Source organism: Bacillus sp. BC05(2025) (assembly GCF_056725905.1).
The window spans coordinates 462,484-477,804 of sequence record NZ_JBWYRA010000004.1 but is presented as its reverse complement, the minus strand read 5'-3'; the positions used below and the strand labels follow the sequence as shown (position 1 = coordinate 477,804).

Sequence of the window (15,321 nt, the reverse complement as noted above, 5' to 3'; positions counted from 1 at the left end):
GTTCTTTTATACTTAATTACGAGTATTAAATTTTTTTAGAGCAAGTTGTTTTTTGCACCAAAATGATATATTTTAAACTATAAACCTATGACAAAACTTATCCATTTCGCCTTTTTGCCTACTTCCTAAATTCAGCAAGTAAAATATTTTTAAATGGATCAGGACTATCAGCTTTAAGACTATTCAAATTGACGGCCAATGTATGCTTGCCTCCAAGTGTGCCACCAGCAAAAGTGGTAAACCCTAGAACCTTACCCTGGTGTCCCCATATTGAGACACCGTTTGGAAGCTTAGTTTCATAGATCCCAAGACCATATCCGGTTCCTTCTCTATCTGTAGGAACTGTAGTAAGCATTTGTTTTAGTTGCTGTTCCTTCAGCAATTTACCACTGAGTAAGTATGAGAAGAATTTATTTAAATCGTCAGCATTAGAAATCATATCTCCATCCGAGCTACCTGGGTTAATATACGTAACGTCTTTTAGCTCACTTGCTCCGTCTAGTTGGATATAGCCACGGGCATGCTTGGTGCCTGGAATCACGCTTGAATTACCAGGTAGGAATGTATTTGACAAATCAAGCGGTTCAATAATTCGATTTTCAATCTCTTCCGCATAGCTGTTGCCAGTTACTTTTTCAATAAGGATTCCCAGTAATACGTATCCTGTGTTTGAATAAGACCAACCCTTTCCTGGGGCAAATTCTGGGGGAAGTGAAATCCCCATCTTTACAAATTCTTCAGCCGTATACGATTTTTTTGTATCCATAATATCGAAGTCTTTTGAATTTATATAGTCAGCAATACCACTTGTATGATTCAATAGTTGCCGAATCGTAATCTGGTTACCATCATATCCGTTTCCTTGAATGACACCAGGCAACCATTTTTCAATAGGGTCGTCTAAATTGAAACGGTTCTCTCCAGATAATTGAAGTAGAACTGTTGCAATGAACGTTTTCGTCACACTGCCAATGCGAAAGCGAAAATCTTCTTTCATTGGTTTCTTAGTTCTCAGATCCGCTACCCCAGCAGTATAACTCCAAGTTTTACCACCCTTAGAAATTTGAGCGAGTATTCCCGGGTATCCAAGTTGCAGTTCATCTCGCATTGCTTTCTTAACGGAAGTACGATCGCTTTGCGTACTTGTTTGTAACGAACTAGATACATTTTGCGTAGATTCTGCTTTTACAACTGATGTTGGTGTTATGTATAACAGGGAACTTCCACCTATTAAAAGTGCTAGACTTGCACATGTAATTTTACTACGTGTTTTCATAAAGCATTCCTCTCCTCTATTTAAATTGTATTGATGGTTGATAGGTATGTCATATACTAACCACACAGCTATCAAATCTCCCCATGATAAAAGTCAACACTGAATTTGCAATCATCTATAGATCAATCATTTCTACAAGCAACGCTCTGACCGAATAAATAATTAATCCCTCTTCTTCAGATATCTGTTAACTTCTATAATTTCTTCTTTTTCTTCCATAGAGTTTTATTAATTTGTTTTTATCAAAATATATAGTAACTATTCTCCCTCTCATTCTTCTCTATATTTTGATCATACACATTGAAAATCTCTTTTTTCTTACTCCTTCCTTACAAATTCCTTACGTTCAAAACTACTTCTATATTTCGGTGTTTTTTATTTTAAGAAAATTTAGTTCTATTAACTTAATAGCAATGAAATAGCCCCAAATGCCAATCAACTAAAGAAAAGTAAGTGCCTCAAAAATGGAAATACTGCGCATTTTTCTTAATAGACATAGGAATCGACTCCTCACCACTACATTTAAACCATATAAATATATATTAAGTATTATAATTATAAAACTTAATTAATTTCTTATTTTTCAGAAAAATAAGAACAACAACAAATAATTTATTGTATAATGTTGTAAAAAGATGTCGGAGGGATTTAATGTTACATAAAATATCTCAATTCACAATTAAGCTTTCATCCATTCTTTTATCACTCTTACTATTATTAAATTTGCCCTACTTATTTATTACTCAACAAGGATTCACCTTTCAACCAATGTATTTTTTTAATCAGATTGTTACTATGTTAAAACAGGTTTTCTCACCTGAATCATTGTTGGTTATAGGATCAGACCCAAAGTTTGGTCATTTAAAAACAACACCGTTATTTCCAACTGTTTTAGAACCTTACCTATATTCGTTTATTGTATTATTTGTAGCCTTTTTGCTTTCGCTCTTTATCTCATCTAGTATGGCATTTTTTTATTTTTTAGCAAAAGATTATATAAAAAAATGGATAAACCGAATTGTGTTCATATTAGAAGCTGTCCCTGATATGATGATGATGATTTGTTTGCAAATATTTTTCATATGGTTACTGCGAAAATTCGGAGAATTACCTGTCACCATTATTTCTTTTAATGAAAATCGAGCTTATTTACTCCCTATTTTATCTTTAGCTGTCTTACCTACATTACAAATGTTTCGTATGATGGTGTTATACATAAAAGAAGAACATGGAAAACATTACGTAGAGGTTGCATATGGAAAAGGCCTTTCATCAAGTTATATACTATGTATTCATTTATTCAAAAATATATCTATCCACTTCTTCCACCATTTAAAAACGATTTTTGTTTTCTTACTTTCTAATTTATTCATTTTAGAATTTGTTTTTAATATGCAAGGCATTATTCAATTTTTATTTAAAAAGGCGTTTATTTCACCTCCAGCTGCATTTATCATACTTGTCATGATTATTTTACCGTTTTATGTTATTTTTCAAATCATCTCTTTCATGATGAATAAATGGCAAAAGCAATTGAAAGGAGCAGCTTTATGAAATCTATTTGGAAATCAAAACGCTTTTTAATTGGCTTTACTTATTTATTCATACTTGTTTCAGCTAGTTTTATTTATAGTTGGTTCTTTAAAGATAACATCCCAAAACCTCCTCAGTTACTTTACAATGACAATAACGAATTGCTTGGAAAGGCCCCTTTTCCACCATCGTTAATGCCACCTTTTGGATCTGATCGTTTTGGAGAATCTGTTTTCTTACAAATTATAGAAGGTGCAAAATTCACCATTTTATTGGCCGTGGTAATTAGCTTCTTTCGAATTTTATTCGGAACATGTATAGGAATACTCTTAAGTTTATATGCTTCAAAATTCAAGAGATTTTTCCAGTCATGCTCAGAAGTTTTTTATTATATTCCAACTTTATTTATCGCATTTATACTCATTACGCCCGTTAATATTGTAATCACATCAAATGCTGATAGATTAGACCCCAATATTTCATTTACGTTTTATCAACTACTTGTACTTATTTTCGTGGCTCTGCCTACACTTTCTTTATATATATCATCAGAAGTTGATGAATTTATGAAACAAGATTACATTTTAAGTTCACAATTACTAGGTGCTAGCCGTTTTCATATTATCAAAAAACACTTACGAGTCTTATTACTTGACCGCTTATTCGTATTATTCATGGAACATATCGTTCAAACTCTCATACTCGTTATCCATTTAGCGTTGCTTGACATTGTAATTGGTGGCGTACAAATGCGGGAACTCTATGACGGAGTGCTCAAACCTGTTTCTCTTTCTAATGATTGGGCAGGACTTATTGGATTAAATCGTTATGAAATGAATATTTCATGGTGGATTATTTTATTCACTCTCGTTTCATTCTTTATTACGATTCTATTTATTAAGCTTATGACAATCGGGATTCAAGATGCACTAAAAGCAAGAGATACACAAGTTATAGCAATTCAAACCGTTCCAGATCATAAAAAATTTGTTAAAAGTAAAGATTCTTTTTCGTTTGTAGATAAAGTGAAACTTTAATCAGTGGGGGTTTTCTTCATCCCCCACTGATTATTAGTTGAACCAATCGGACTTTTATGGGCAGTTGATCCCCCACCTAACTTCTTTGCTTTCGCTGAATTTTGAGGTGGGGGTCTTACTGCCCATTAAAGCGGGATAAAGTGAACCTTTAATCCTTTCCCATTACTCGATATTGATAGTAGTGGAATGCAAAAAAGATGATCCCTGTTAAATGCAGGGATCATCTTCTTTCTGTCGTCTAACTTTTTTACATGTCTTTAGCTAGACTCATGCTTTTTATATTTAAAGTGAATTGCAATCACAATTATTGTGTTTAAAATCGATTACCATACGCCCTTGAATTCTGCCTTGTTCCATTTCTTCGAATATATGTTGTACTTTATCTAAAGAACAAGTTTGAACGACCGGCACTACTTTTCCTTCTGCACCGAACATGAATGCCTCTTCTAAGTCTTTACGAGTACCGACTAAAGAACCAACTACTTCAATTCCATCTAGTACAAGTCGCGGAATGTTTAAATCCATCGTTTCCACTGGTAAACCTACTGCAACGACTTTACCACAAGCACGTACCGCATCAACTGCTGAGTTGAATGCTACTTTAGAAACGGCTGTTACTACAGCTGCATAAGCACCATCAAACTCTTCTTGAACAATCTTATCAGCAGGACCTTGAGAAATTGGATTGATAGTCATATCAGCGCCAACCTCTTTTGCTAAGGCTAATTTATCGTCATTAATATCTACTGCAATTACCTTTGCACCAAATACGTTTTTAGCATATTGAATAGCTAGGTTACCTAATCCACCACAACCATAGATGACGATAGGTTGACCAGGTTTAATATCCGATACTTTTATTGCTTTATATGTAGTTACACCCGCACATGTAATGGATGATGCTTGAGCAGGATCTAATCCTTCTGGTACTTTCACCGCATAATCTGCTGTAACAATACATTGTTCAGCCATACCACCATCTACTGAATAACCAGCATTCTTCACTTCACGGCAAAATGTTTCTCTACCCGTTACGCAATATTCACAACGTCCACAAGATTGGAACATCCAAGCAATACTTACACGGTCACCTACCTTTAGTGAAGTTACATCATCAGCAATTTTTGTAACAATACCAATACCCTCATGACCAAGAATACGGCCATCTGTATTTCCGAAATCATGATTTGCAACGTGTAAATCAGTATGACAAACTCCACAATATTCTACATCTACTAGCGCTTCACCTGAGTGTAACGGACGTAATTCCTTTTCAATAATTTCAATGTTTGCTTTACTATTTTTATTTACTACTACTGCTTTCATATGTGATCTCCCCTTTAGTGTTTTAGAATTTTAATGAGTCCATCTCACAACTTCTGTCTTCACTAGTTTGGCTAATCATTATGCCAAATTTAAGTGTTCAATCATCATTACATGTTCATCATAACATGACACTTCAAAAACAAATTGTGAAATTGTGAACAATGTTTGAATTATTGCATAAATCGTTTTTATTTTATATTTTAAAAAATGAGAGTCTATCACTGACTATAAATGAGTAACATATTTCTACTAAAAAATAAAAAAAAGCCCTTCATTTGAAGAGCTTTTCTTATATTCGTTTCATCGAAATTGTTTCACGTATACTTTGTAAATTTTGCAACGTTTCTTCTTGGCGTTGTAATGATAACCCAACGTACAAAGTATCTAATAAACTTAACTGTGCTAATCTTGATGAACTTGCTTCTGTGCGGAATTCCGTTTCACGTGTTGAAGTGTATAATGTAATATCAGCAAGTTGACTTAATGCTGATTTCTGATAGCTCGTAATTGCAATAATGCGAGCTCCCCTTGCTTTTGCTACTTCTAATGCTTCCAGTAACCCTTTATTGCTACCAGAATGAGAAATTGCAATGACTACAGCTTCTTTCGTAAGTAAACCCGCACCCATAATTTGAAAATGTGAATCTGTATGAGCAATACAAGAAATACCCGTTCTCATAAATTTATGATATGCATCCATCGCAATAATACCAGAACCACCATTTCCATAAAACTCAATACGGCTTGTATCTTGTAATACTTTTACAGCTTTCTCTAGCGCTGTATCATTTAGCAAATGTAATGTATCTTGCAGTCCTGTAATATGCGAATGGAAAACTTTTTTAGCAACAGTTACCATACTATCTTCTGCCGATACTTCTTCATGAATATTTTGCATAGGAGTATGTACAATTTCACGAGCTAATGTAATCTTTAAATCTTGAAACCCTTGAAAACCAAGGTGCTTACATAAGCGGAATATCGTAGCTTCTGAACTATTCGTAACCTCAGCTAATTCTGTAATAGATTTATGTACAACATCTTGTGGATGTTTCAATATATGTTCGGCAATACTTCGCAATTTTGGTGATAAACCGTTTAACGAAGCTTGAATCTTTCCAATCCCACTTCTTGTACCTGGCATAATATTTCTTCCCCTTCCATCGTAGCTTAATCAAGTAAAATCCAATTGGTACAGGCTAATAATCAGTTGGGATGACCCCACTGATTCAAGTTTCACTTTATTGTACCTAATTATTGAAAGAAGAAAAACCTTTATTTGGCATCACTATGGTTTGTAATGTAAATCAACACAAGTTTTGTACAGCTCTCACTGATTGTTAGCTCACAAATAGCGGGCCAACTCTATATATTCTGCCATAACATGGTACAACATTATTCATACTTACTATTCCCCTCATGTTTCACCGCATATAATGCAGCTTGCGTACGATCATCCACTTCCAATTTAGCTAAAACATTTGAAACATGTGTTTTCACAGTCTGCTCTGTAATATGAAGCTCTGCTGCAATTTCTTTATTACTTCGCCCTTTCGCAATTTCACGAAGTACTTCTTGCTCTCTTTTTGTTAACATGGAAAAAGGGTTTTCTTTTTCTTTCTTAACTGCTAATCGTCCTAATAGTGCTGGTGTTACTTTCGGATGAAAATTCGCATTCCCTTCATGTACTGCGATAATTGAAGCTACAAGTTGCTCAGGTTGTACTTCTTTTAATTGATAACCATCTGCTCCAGCTTCCAGTGCTGGTAAAACATAATCTTGCTCCGAAAAACTGCTTAATATAAGTATCTTTATTGTTTCATCATATTGTTTTATTCGTTTTGTTGCCTCAATACCATCCATCTTCGGCATTGATAAATCCATTAATACTACATCTGGTCTTTCCGTTTGGACGAATGTTAATGCCTCTTCCCCATTTTCTGCTTCTCCAACTATTTCAAATTCTTGTCTCGTTTTCAAAAAGAAGACAAGCCCTCTTCGGACAATATGATGATCCTCAACTAGTAGTAATTTAATCTTCAACCTTCTTCTCCCCTTCAAACTGGCAATTGAATTTCGATTTTTGTACCCTTTTTCAGCTCAGTTTTTATTTGAAATGATCCCTTCATTAACTGAATACGTTCCTTCATACTTTTTAAGCCAAGCGCCGACTCTCTTACGTGATCTTGTATAAATCCGATTCCATTATCCTCTATGTAAAAATACAACTGGTTATTTTCTATTTTCAAAAGAACATTTACTTTTTCACATGAAGCGTGTTTTTTACAATTATGTATTGCTTCTTGACTAATACGCCATAAAACTTCTTCTATTTCATCTCCAATTGAAACCATTCCATCAATTCGAACTTCCACTTGAATCCCTAACAACTTCCCATAATTTTTAATTGCCTCTGCTAAACCTTTCTCTAATCCTTCCGGTCTTAATTGCCAAATTAAAAGTGTCATTTCTTGTAATGCTTCCTGTGATAATTCTCCAATATAACTCAACATCTCTTGCAAGTCTCTATCTTGTGTCATATTTAGAGTACCTTTTGCTGTTAGCATAATAGAAAATAACAATTGTTTTACAGAATCATGTAAATCACGAGCTAATCGATTTCTTTCAGCTACCACTACATATTTACGTTCATTCTCTACTAACTGAATACGTTGTATTGTCGTTCCTATTTGAAATGCAATCGATTCTAATAATGCTAATTCTTCCTCTGAAAAATGTGTTTTTTGAGGTGAGGCTACATTTAATAGACCAAACTTCTCCGATCCAGACCTAAGAGGAATCGTCGCATGATGCGTAATATCTTCTGTCTCTCCCCAATTACACTCAATCGCATCCTCTATTCGCTTACATTCAATGATATTTGTCGCTTTTTCCAATCTGCCATTCACAAAACGCTCTACACACCAGCAGTCCCCTTCACACATTGGCTTCTTCTCTTGCCACGTAAGAGCTGGTGGTAAGTTTTCATCCACAAGCATTCGGTGCTTTCCACTTTCATCAATAAAAAAGATCCACCCTGTTTGCAAATTCATAACTTGTAACAATGTATGTAACACTTTTTCCAACATGTCTTGTAAGTCTGTTGCTTCATTTAATAATTCTGCAATTGCTTTTAATGCTTCTAAACGATGCATCTCTTTTTCTTCAAAGTTCATTTTCATCACCATCTACCATTATAACATTAAGAAATTTCTAAATTCTATAAATAAAGAAAGAACTGAATTCCTTCAGTTCTTTCTTTATATCGATCATTTTATTATTGTTTTTTATCCAATTATTCGACTTTAGCTGTCCGATACAGATTGTCCACCATGGTTATGCTGTAAACTCTCAGTAGTAACGAACATATTTGTTGCTGGCATTTGCACTTGATTCTTATGGAACATAGACATTAATTCAAACCTTACTTGTCTAGAAGTTTCGAAATAATCTTCTGGCTTTATTAAGCCTGTAATACAAAATTCATATCCAACGTATTTAAGATTTGGATTTAAATCTGTAACACCAACGTATTTAAACGGTTCCACAGCTTCTTCTTCTACTTTATAAAGATTTGAAGCGAATTTTTCATTGCAATTTACACAAACTTCTTCTAATAACTCCTTAACTCTTGTAGGATCTTCCTGATAACTTACCGTAATTCGTTCAATTACACGCATCCATCCTTTATTAAAATTTTGTATCGTTCTAATCTCTCCGTGTGGTATCGTAAGAAGTTTTCCTGACCATTCACGAATTTGCATAAAACGAATACTAATTTCCTCAATCGTTCCTGAGTTTGTTCCGTTGAAAGTAACAAAATCGCCAACACGAAACTCTTTGTCCGCTAATCTCGCAAAGCCTAATATAACATCCTTTAACATCTGTTGTGCAGCAAAACCAATAACAACCCCCGCTATCCCGGCACCTGCAATGATACTTTTTATATCTACAAATTGGCTAATTAAATAAATGATTAAACTGATGATAATGATATATCTAAAAATAGATCGAATTACACTTTGAATCGTTTGCTCTACCTCTTCATCAAAAAAGCTTGATTTCTTAAAAAACCAATCAATAATGCGGTTGATTACAAAAGAGATGATGATTAAAACGAAAGCAAACAGTAAAAATCTTAAAAGTAAAAACTCCCGTACATAATTAAAAAATTCTTCAGTATACGTTAATAAACTCATCTTACCACTTCCTTACTAATTAAAAAATTCATAATCGTCTCAGTTTGTTCTAGGAAATTCTATTATCCTAATCTAAAATGCCACTACTCTTACTATGTATTTTGACTGTATTACTAATTTACTTTAAACAATATGTAGATGTTCTTTTCCTTTCCTTTAAATATACCCTTTTTAATAACCTAAGGGGAGGTAATAGTAGAAATTTTTCAACATTATACTTTATTCTACTCATTACGATTTATTAACTACGTAAAAAAGAGCTGAATTTATCAGCTCTTTTATTCGATATCAATTGTTGTCTTACTGCTTTTTTCTTCTCTCAATTTTGGCAATTCAATTGTCAGTACACCATCTTTATAATTTGCTCTAACATTTTCTTCCTCAACTTGTTTAAAACTAAAGCGTCGAGTTACAGAACCTATAGAACGTTCTTTACGAATATATATGCCATTCTCATTTTTTTCTTCTACTTCATTATGATTAGTTGCTTGAATCGTTAATACATCTTGTTCAAAATCAACTTGAATGTTTTCTTTTTGAAAACCTGGTAAATCTGCTTTCACAGTATATTTATCAGATTGCTCATGAACATCTACTTTAAAAGTATCCATGTTCATCGGTTTAAAAAAAGTATCTGTCATCCCCCCTAATAAAGAAGGCCCAAAATCAAAAATACCATTTTGACGTTTTGTTATCTCTGGAAATAAATTACGCATATTTTTTCCTCCTTATTATTTATGAATGAAAGATTATCTCTTTCTGTCTTTATTATAACATTTGGTCAAAAAAGGTCAAATAATTTGTTTGACCTTTTTTGATGTATATTTTACCAAATAAAACAAATAAGTTACATGACATCTCTCTCCTTATAAAGAGGAATATATTTACATAATAAAGAATAGTTTATTTGCTCTTATTTTTTCTTACGGAGGTTACATACAATGGGATATATTGAAGAACTTAGAGAAGTTGTCGGATCAAGACCACTCAATCTCGCAGGAGTTGCTGTAGCTGTTTTCAATAAACAAGGACAAATATTACTTCAACAAAGGCAGAATGGTATTTGGGGTGTCCCTGGTGGGTTCGTTGAACTTGGTGAATCAACAGAAGAAACTGGGAGACGAGAAGTGTTCGAAGAAACAGGGATTGAAATAGGAACCTTACAGTTAATAAGCGTATTTTCTGGAAAAGAATTTTTTGTGAAATTACCAAACGGGGATGAATTTTACCCTATAACAATCGCATATCGTTGCAAAGACATTACTGGCGGTACGTTAAAAGCTGATGGAATTGAATCATTACATGTACAATTTTTTGATATAAATGCGTTACCAGAAAAAATAAGTCCGTTCATAAAAAAACTAATCGAGCAAAATGTTGTTTCTATTTAAACGTAAAAAAGAGACCTTTTTAAAGGCCTCTTTTTTCACTTCACTTCTGCGTTTAAACAAGATTTAAAATGTCCAAGTGCATATTCATGCCCTTGCGTATTAAAAGATGCAACCGCCTTTTCATAAACTACAATTTTAAATCCTTTATTATAAGCATCTACTGCTGTATGCAGAACACAAATATCAGTGCAAACACCTACAAGATGAACTTCTTCTATTCCTCTTTCTCTTAACTTCATCTCTAAGTCTGTTCCAGCAAATGCACTATATCGTGTTTTATCCATATAATATACATTCTCTGCATTTTTATATGTTTCGTACACTTCTTGTAATTCACCAAACAAATCTCTTCCATTTGTACCAGCTATGTTATGTGGCGGGAATAACTTTGATTCTGGATGGTATGCATCGTTTTCTTCATGTTTATCAATCGCAAAGACAACATAATCTCCATTTTCAATATATTGCTTCGTTATATGGACAATTTCCTTCTCAATTTCTTGTCCTGGTTTCCCGCATGTTAAAGCGCCTTTTTCAGCTACAAAATCATATGTATAATCAATATTAATAAGAGCTCGTTTCATAACTACTATCTTCCCTTCTTCTGTTTCACAGTAAACAATAGAAAATTTGTTATTACGACATCGTATGTACTATTCGACATTTCAAATGAAATACCTACATTTTTCATGTAAAACTTACCTTAATCCGAGTTTATCATATACTAGATAAATAATGGTAAAACAAATAGCTCCTATTAACAAGTCGTGAATTTAATAGTCAAAGCGTAATTTGAGTCACCTCTTGGATCGCAAACCAAATGACTGTCATAGTAGAAACAATTGATTTCTTCCTACTTAATCGTATTAGAAAACGAAACAAGTTATTCACTATTACATCCTCTAGATAAACAAAAAAGCACACTACTTTTTGAGTAATGTGCTTTTTATCCTTACTTAAGACGCTGGTTTTGTTTCAAATGTTGCTTGATTTAAACTAATAACCTTTCCTTTTGGGTCATTGTTTTCATACTGAACTGCAGTAATCGTATGACTACCTGTCTCAAGCGTCTTCTCTTTTAATTGTACTGTTGTCTGTGTTGTACTAGTTACTTGATGTTTATCTGCATATACTTGATCTACAAATATAAATGTTTCTTTATCATTTTGAAAATTAGAAAGCTCTAATTCAACATGTTGAATTAAAGTATCCTTTTTGATGAATACAGCTGGTATATTTCCATTTTCAGAAGTACCGTCTGGTGTAATAACTGTTACTTTTCCTTCTCCTACTGGCACTGCTCCTTCAGGAAATGCAACTATATTCTCATTACTTGCGTTTACAACTTGTTCTTCCTGCTTTGATTGCGCACCCTCTTTTTCTTGTGGAGCACCGCAACCGGCTAATAACAATACAGACAATCCAGTGATTATGAATTTTTTCAAAATTCATCCCCCCTGTCATTTCATTATTATTTATTATACAAAAATAACTTTTAAATTTTAAGACTATTTTCAACACTTTCATGAACAAATAGTATCTTGCCCACGATTAATGTACCATACTTTCCTTAATAGAACATTAATTTTTTTTATGAAATAAATAGTAATTCCCTCTTATCTATCATTTTAGCCCAATAGATTCATTACATACCTGTTCAAAATAAAAAGACATTGTTCATTCAATGTCTTTTTATGTTAAGTTTTAAAAAACAAATGTTGTAATCTCATCTACTTCTTTTCTTGGAAGTTTCTTCGGCTTATCTTTCGGAAAACCGAGTGAAATAACCATATTTATTTGTTTTTCAGGCTCAATTTGTAAATATTGTCGTAGTTCATTTTGAGCTAACAATACCGGTCCTGTCATTGGACAAGTGCCAAGCCCTTTCGCATGTGCAGCTAACATTAAGTTTTGTGCCGCTAAACAGCTACTCTTAATTCCTTCTTCTTCCCAAACTGAATCTGGAACAAAAGCAATTGGATCAAATATCTTTTCGCGAAATTTTGATTCATATGGTGTTGCCAAACAAACGATTAATACTGGTGCCTCTGAGAAAGCTGTTGCATATGGTCCGAAAGAACGTGTAAGTAATTTCCCCGCTTTCTCTTCTCCGTTTTCTGCCGCTTTTGCCGCAAGTTTATGTAATGCATCCCATGTCATTTGTTCAATTTCTTTAATTTTCTCTTGGTTCATAATAACCAAGAACTCCCAAGTTTGTGAGTTCGTATCACTCGGTGCATAACGTGCACAATCAATAATCTCTTTTATATCACTAGTGGATACTTCCTGTTCCGTGAACTTTCTAACACTTCGTCTACCTTGAATTACTTCTTTTAAATCTTCATAATTCATACATTAAATCCCCTTTTTACAGCGTTTTCAAATCTTGTCCTATCCTTGAATTATATCATGAAAAAAAGCTGGAGGAATACCAGCTTTTTTCTTCAATATTAGTTCGTAACTTTAAACAAACGAATACTTTCTTCATATGCAACTTGAAGTTTCTTTGTAATCGGTCCTCTTTCTCCGACTCCAAACTGTTCATCCCCTATTTGAACGACCGGGAATATTTCAAGTGGTGTCGCTGTGAAGAAGCACTCATCAGCCTCATATACTTCTTGTAGTGAAAATTCTCGTTCTTCTACTTTAATATGTAACTCTTTCGCTAATGTAATAACGTAGTGACGTGTAATACCATGTAGAATGAAATTGTCAGCCGGATGCGTAATCAATTTATTATTTTTCACCATAAAGAAATTTGAATGACACCCTTCTGTTACAATTCCATCTCGTACTAATATCGCTTCTTGATAGCCTTGTTCGTTTATTTTATTTTTAATCATAATATTTGGTAACAGATTTAAAGATTTTATATGACAAAACTTCCAGCGTATATCCTCTTCTACAGTAACTTTTATTCCTCGTTCCATTGCAGCAATTGGTCTTGGAAACGAAACAATATTTGCAAAATATGTTGGTTGCATATTGGAATCATATACATGATTCCGCGCTTGAGCACCTCTTGATATTTGCAAATATACATTCCCATCCTCTTGAAATTGATTTTTTTCAATCATTTCATGTAACTCTTCTACTAACTCTTCCTTAGTAAACGGTGGAATTAGTTTAATTTCTTCCATAGAATTAAAGAATCGTTCTAAATGTAAATCTAACAAATGTGGCTTCCCATCATATAATCTAAATACCTCGTATATACCATCACCAAATTGAAAGCCTCTCTCCTCTAATGGAATCATCGGCTGTTCTTCCTTCGTATTTACAATTCTTCCGTTAAATAAAATCCAATCTTTATGAGTAGCTTTCATTTTTCCCCACTCCTTTATTCCATGATTGGTATAATTGTACAACTTATTCACACCTAAAAGAAGGAATTTTCTGTATTTTAACAAATAAAAAAGTACATCACCCGTTTAAAGTGATGTACTCGGCCATTCCTTTACTTTAGAAAATATTTTTCAATATCATCTAACATAAGGTTTGCAGCTACAATACCACCTGCTGTATTCCAAATCACTTCATCTACTTGGAATACTTTATTATCTTTAGAAGCCTGTAACTGTTTAAAGAGTGGATCTTCTGTCCATTCTTTCGCTAACGTGTTTCCTTCATTATTTTTATCTGCATCTTTATCAGATGTGAAATAGAATAAATAATCCCCATCCATATTTGGAATTTGCTCTTTTGTAATTCCTTTTATCGCAAATTCATCTTTATCTTGTAGTGGTGGTCGTTTAAATCCAATGTCATGTAATACAACACCTGAGAATGAATTTTTTTGATAAATACGAACATCACCTGGGACGAAGCGAATAATGGAAACTTTAGAGTTAATTTTATCTCCTAATTGTTCTTTTATTGATGTAATACGCTTTTTATAATCATTAAGAGCATTTTGCCCTTCTTTTTCTTTATTTACAGCTTTTGTATAAAGAGTAAAATTTTCTTTCCAATCACCGCGCAATGTTTCAGTATATACAGTTGGTGCGATTTCTTTTAACTGCTCATATATTTTTTCGTGACGCATTTTATTTCCGATGATTAAATCCGGCTGAAGCTTCATTACCGCCTCTAAATTAATGTCACGCTCAGTTCCTACTACTTTCGTATCTTTTAGCTCTTTTGCTAAATGAGGATACCATTCATCACCAGCTCGTGGTTTTGTCGTTCCAACTGGCGTTACTCCAACAGTTAAAAGTGCCTCAGCACCCTCATTTGTTAAAACAACAACTCTTTTTGGCGTACCATTTACTGTCGTTTCGCCCATTGCATGTTTTATCGTATATGAATCTTTTGCTTTAGCCGATGTATCTTTATCATTCTTCTCTTCTTCTTTACCGCACCCTGCAATTATAACCATTAGTAATATAACGCAAAGTATAAGAATATTTTTAGTGCGTGTCATAAGTCCTCCTAGTTGAAATTGATTATCATTTACATTTTAAAGAGTAATGTATATCTCATACATTGTCAATATATATATCAGAAAAGTTTTTCAATATATATAATGCGGACCTCATACCTCATTTTTATTCAAACTC

At 33.4% G+C, this 15,321-nt stretch carries 15 protein-coding genes and 1 pseudogene; 3 read left to right on the top strand and 13 right to left on the bottom strand.

What is annotated here, in order from left to right:
- Nucleotides 1–118: 118 nt before the first annotated feature.
- On the bottom strand, nucleotides 119–1,276 hold the full coding sequence (locus ACZ76X_RS16620; protein WP_479851051.1) for a serine hydrolase domain-containing protein: 1,158 nt from the start codon (nucleotides 1,274–1,276) through the stop codon (nucleotides 119–121).
- 651 nt (nucleotides 1,277–1,927) lie between these two features.
- Between ACZ76X_RS16620 and ACZ76X_RS16615 the strand changes: the two genes are divergently transcribed.
- Together ACZ76X_RS16615 and ACZ76X_RS16610 are read left to right on the top strand one after the other, a co-directional pair.
- Nucleotides 1,928–2,830, top strand: coding sequence for an ABC transporter permease subunit (locus tag ACZ76X_RS16615; RefSeq protein WP_479851050.1), 903 nt, complete (start codon nucleotides 1,928–1,930; stop codon nucleotides 2,828–2,830).
- Complete coding sequence (locus tag ACZ76X_RS16610) at nucleotides 2,827–3,846, top strand: ABC transporter permease (protein ID WP_479851049.1); 1,020 nt, start codon at nucleotides 2,827–2,829, stop codon at nucleotides 3,844–3,846. Before ACZ76X_RS16615 ends, ACZ76X_RS16610 begins: the two co-directional genes overlap by 4 nt.
- A 282-nt stretch (nucleotides 3,847–4,128) precedes the next feature.
- On the opposite strand, the gene adhP is transcribed toward ACZ76X_RS16610, so the two are convergent.
- The 6 genes from adhP to ACZ76X_RS16580 all read right to left on the bottom strand — a co-directional run bounded on the left by adhP (nucleotide 4,129) and on the right by ACZ76X_RS16580 (nucleotide 10,087).
- Nucleotides 4,129–5,172, bottom strand: a complete 1,044-nt coding sequence (adhP, locus tag ACZ76X_RS16605) for an alcohol dehydrogenase AdhP (protein ID WP_479851048.1) — start codon at nucleotides 5,170–5,172, stop codon at nucleotides 4,129–4,131.
- A 289-nt stretch (nucleotides 5,173–5,461) separates the two neighbouring features.
- Entirely contained in the window at nucleotides 5,462–6,316 is an 855-nt protein-coding gene (locus ACZ76X_RS16600; protein ID WP_172552987.1) for a MurR/RpiR family transcriptional regulator, read from the bottom strand.
- Nucleotides 6,317–6,567: 251 nt separating this feature from the next.
- Nucleotides 6,568–7,215 carry a response regulator gene (locus tag ACZ76X_RS16595; protein WP_479851047.1) on the bottom strand — a complete coding sequence of 216 codons (648 nt, stop codon included), beginning with the start codon at nucleotides 7,213–7,215 and terminating at the stop codon, nucleotides 6,568–6,570.
- Nucleotides 7,216–7,229: 14 nt separating this feature from the next.
- Complete coding sequence (gene casK / locus ACZ76X_RS16590) at nucleotides 7,230–8,348, bottom strand: two-component system sensor histidine kinase CasK (protein WP_479851046.1); 1,119 nt, start codon at nucleotides 8,346–8,348, stop codon at nucleotides 7,230–7,232.
- 129 nt (nucleotides 8,349–8,477) lie between these two features.
- The gene (locus tag ACZ76X_RS16585; RefSeq protein WP_479851045.1) at nucleotides 8,478–9,371 is read right to left on the bottom strand and encodes a mechanosensitive ion channel family protein; all 894 of its coding nucleotides are present in this window, start codon (nucleotides 9,369–9,371) and stop codon (nucleotides 8,478–8,480) included.
- Nucleotides 9,372–9,649: 278 nt separating this feature from the next.
- Nucleotides 9,650–10,087: an Hsp20/alpha crystallin family protein gene (locus ACZ76X_RS16580; protein WP_479851044.1), complete on the bottom strand. Its 438-nt coding sequence runs from the start codon at nucleotides 10,085–10,087 to the stop codon at nucleotides 9,650–9,652.
- A gap of 225 nt (nucleotides 10,088–10,312) precedes the next feature.
- On the opposite strand from ACZ76X_RS16580, the gene ACZ76X_RS16575 reads away from it, so the two are divergent.
- On the top strand, nucleotides 10,313–10,762 hold the full coding sequence (locus tag ACZ76X_RS16575) for an NUDIX hydrolase (protein WP_479851043.1): 450 nt from the start codon (nucleotides 10,313–10,315) through the stop codon (nucleotides 10,760–10,762).
- 35 nt (nucleotides 10,763–10,797) lie between these two features.
- On the opposite strand, the gene ACZ76X_RS16570 is transcribed toward ACZ76X_RS16575, so the two are convergent.
- From ACZ76X_RS16570 to ACZ76X_RS16545, 6 genes and pseudogenes are all read right to left on the bottom strand, one after another.
- Nucleotides 10,798–11,346, bottom strand: coding sequence for a cysteine hydrolase family protein (locus ACZ76X_RS16570; protein WP_479851042.1), 549 nt, complete (start codon nucleotides 11,344–11,346; stop codon nucleotides 10,798–10,800).
- Nucleotides 11,347–11,460: 114 nt separating this feature from the next.
- Nucleotides 11,461–11,653: pseudogene (locus tag ACZ76X_RS16565) on the bottom strand (hypothetical protein).
- A gap of 65 nt (nucleotides 11,654–11,718) precedes the next feature.
- Entirely contained in the window at nucleotides 11,719–12,207 is a 489-nt protein-coding gene (locus ACZ76X_RS16560) for a hypothetical protein (RefSeq protein ID WP_479851041.1), read from the bottom strand.
- 259 nt (nucleotides 12,208–12,466) lie between these two features.
- The gene (locus ACZ76X_RS16555) at nucleotides 12,467–13,114 is read right to left on the bottom strand and encodes a nitroreductase family protein (protein WP_479851040.1); all 648 of its coding nucleotides are present in this window, start codon (nucleotides 13,112–13,114) and stop codon (nucleotides 12,467–12,469) included.
- Between the two features lie 98 nt (nucleotides 13,115–13,212).
- Nucleotides 13,213–14,088: a D-amino-acid transaminase gene (gene dat, locus ACZ76X_RS16550; protein WP_479851039.1), complete on the bottom strand. Its 876-nt coding sequence runs from the start codon at nucleotides 14,086–14,088 to the stop codon at nucleotides 13,213–13,215.
- 131 nt (nucleotides 14,089–14,219) lie between these two features.
- Nucleotides 14,220–15,185, bottom strand: coding sequence for an ABC transporter substrate-binding protein (locus ACZ76X_RS16545; protein ID WP_479851038.1), 966 nt, complete (start codon nucleotides 15,183–15,185; stop codon nucleotides 14,220–14,222).
- Between the last annotated feature and the right edge of the window lie 136 nt (nucleotides 15,186–15,321).

Bases quoted from the DNA above. Each gene is read 5' to 3' on its own strand.
- ACZ76X_RS16620 (WP_479851051.1), bottom strand. From the start codon at position 1,276: ATGAAAACACGTAGTAAAATTACATGTGCAAGTCTAGCACTTTTAATA.
- ACZ76X_RS16615 (WP_479851050.1), top strand. From the start codon at position 1,928: ATGTTACATAAAATATCTCAATTCACAATTAAGCTTTCATCCATTCTT.
- ACZ76X_RS16610 (WP_479851049.1), top strand. From the start codon at position 2,827: ATGAAATCTATTTGGAAATCAAAACGCTTTTTAATTGGCTTTACTTAT.
- adhP (WP_479851048.1), bottom strand. From the start codon at position 5,172: ATGAAAGCAGTAGTAGTAAATAAAAATAGTAAAGCAAACATTGAAATT.
- ACZ76X_RS16600 (WP_172552987.1), bottom strand. From the start codon at position 6,316: ATGCCAGGTACAAGAAGTGGGATTGGAAAGATTCAAGCTTCGTTAAAC.
- casK (WP_479851046.1), bottom strand. From the start codon at position 8,348: ATGAACTTTGAAGAAAAAGAGATGCATCGTTTAGAAGCATTAAAAGCA.
- ACZ76X_RS16585 (WP_479851045.1), bottom strand. From the start codon at position 9,371: ATGAGTTTATTAACGTATACTGAAGAATTTTTTAATTATGTACGGGAG.
- ACZ76X_RS16580 (WP_479851044.1), bottom strand. From the start codon at position 10,087: ATGCGTAATTTATTTCCAGAGATAACAAAACGTCAAAATGGTATTTTT.
- ACZ76X_RS16575 (WP_479851043.1), top strand. From the start codon at position 10,313: ATGGGATATATTGAAGAACTTAGAGAAGTTGTCGGATCAAGACCACTC.
- ACZ76X_RS16570 (WP_479851042.1), bottom strand. From the start codon at position 11,346: ATGAAACGAGCTCTTATTAATATTGATTATACATATGATTTTGTAGCT.
- ACZ76X_RS16555 (WP_479851040.1), bottom strand. From the start codon at position 13,114: ATGAATTATGAAGATTTAAAAGAAGTAATTCAAGGTAGACGAAGTGTT.
- dat (WP_479851039.1), bottom strand. From the start codon at position 14,088: ATGAAAGCTACTCATAAAGATTGGATTTTATTTAACGGAAGAATTGTA.
- ACZ76X_RS16545 (WP_479851038.1), bottom strand. From the start codon at position 15,185: ATGACACGCACTAAAAATATTCTTATACTTTGCGTTATATTACTAATG.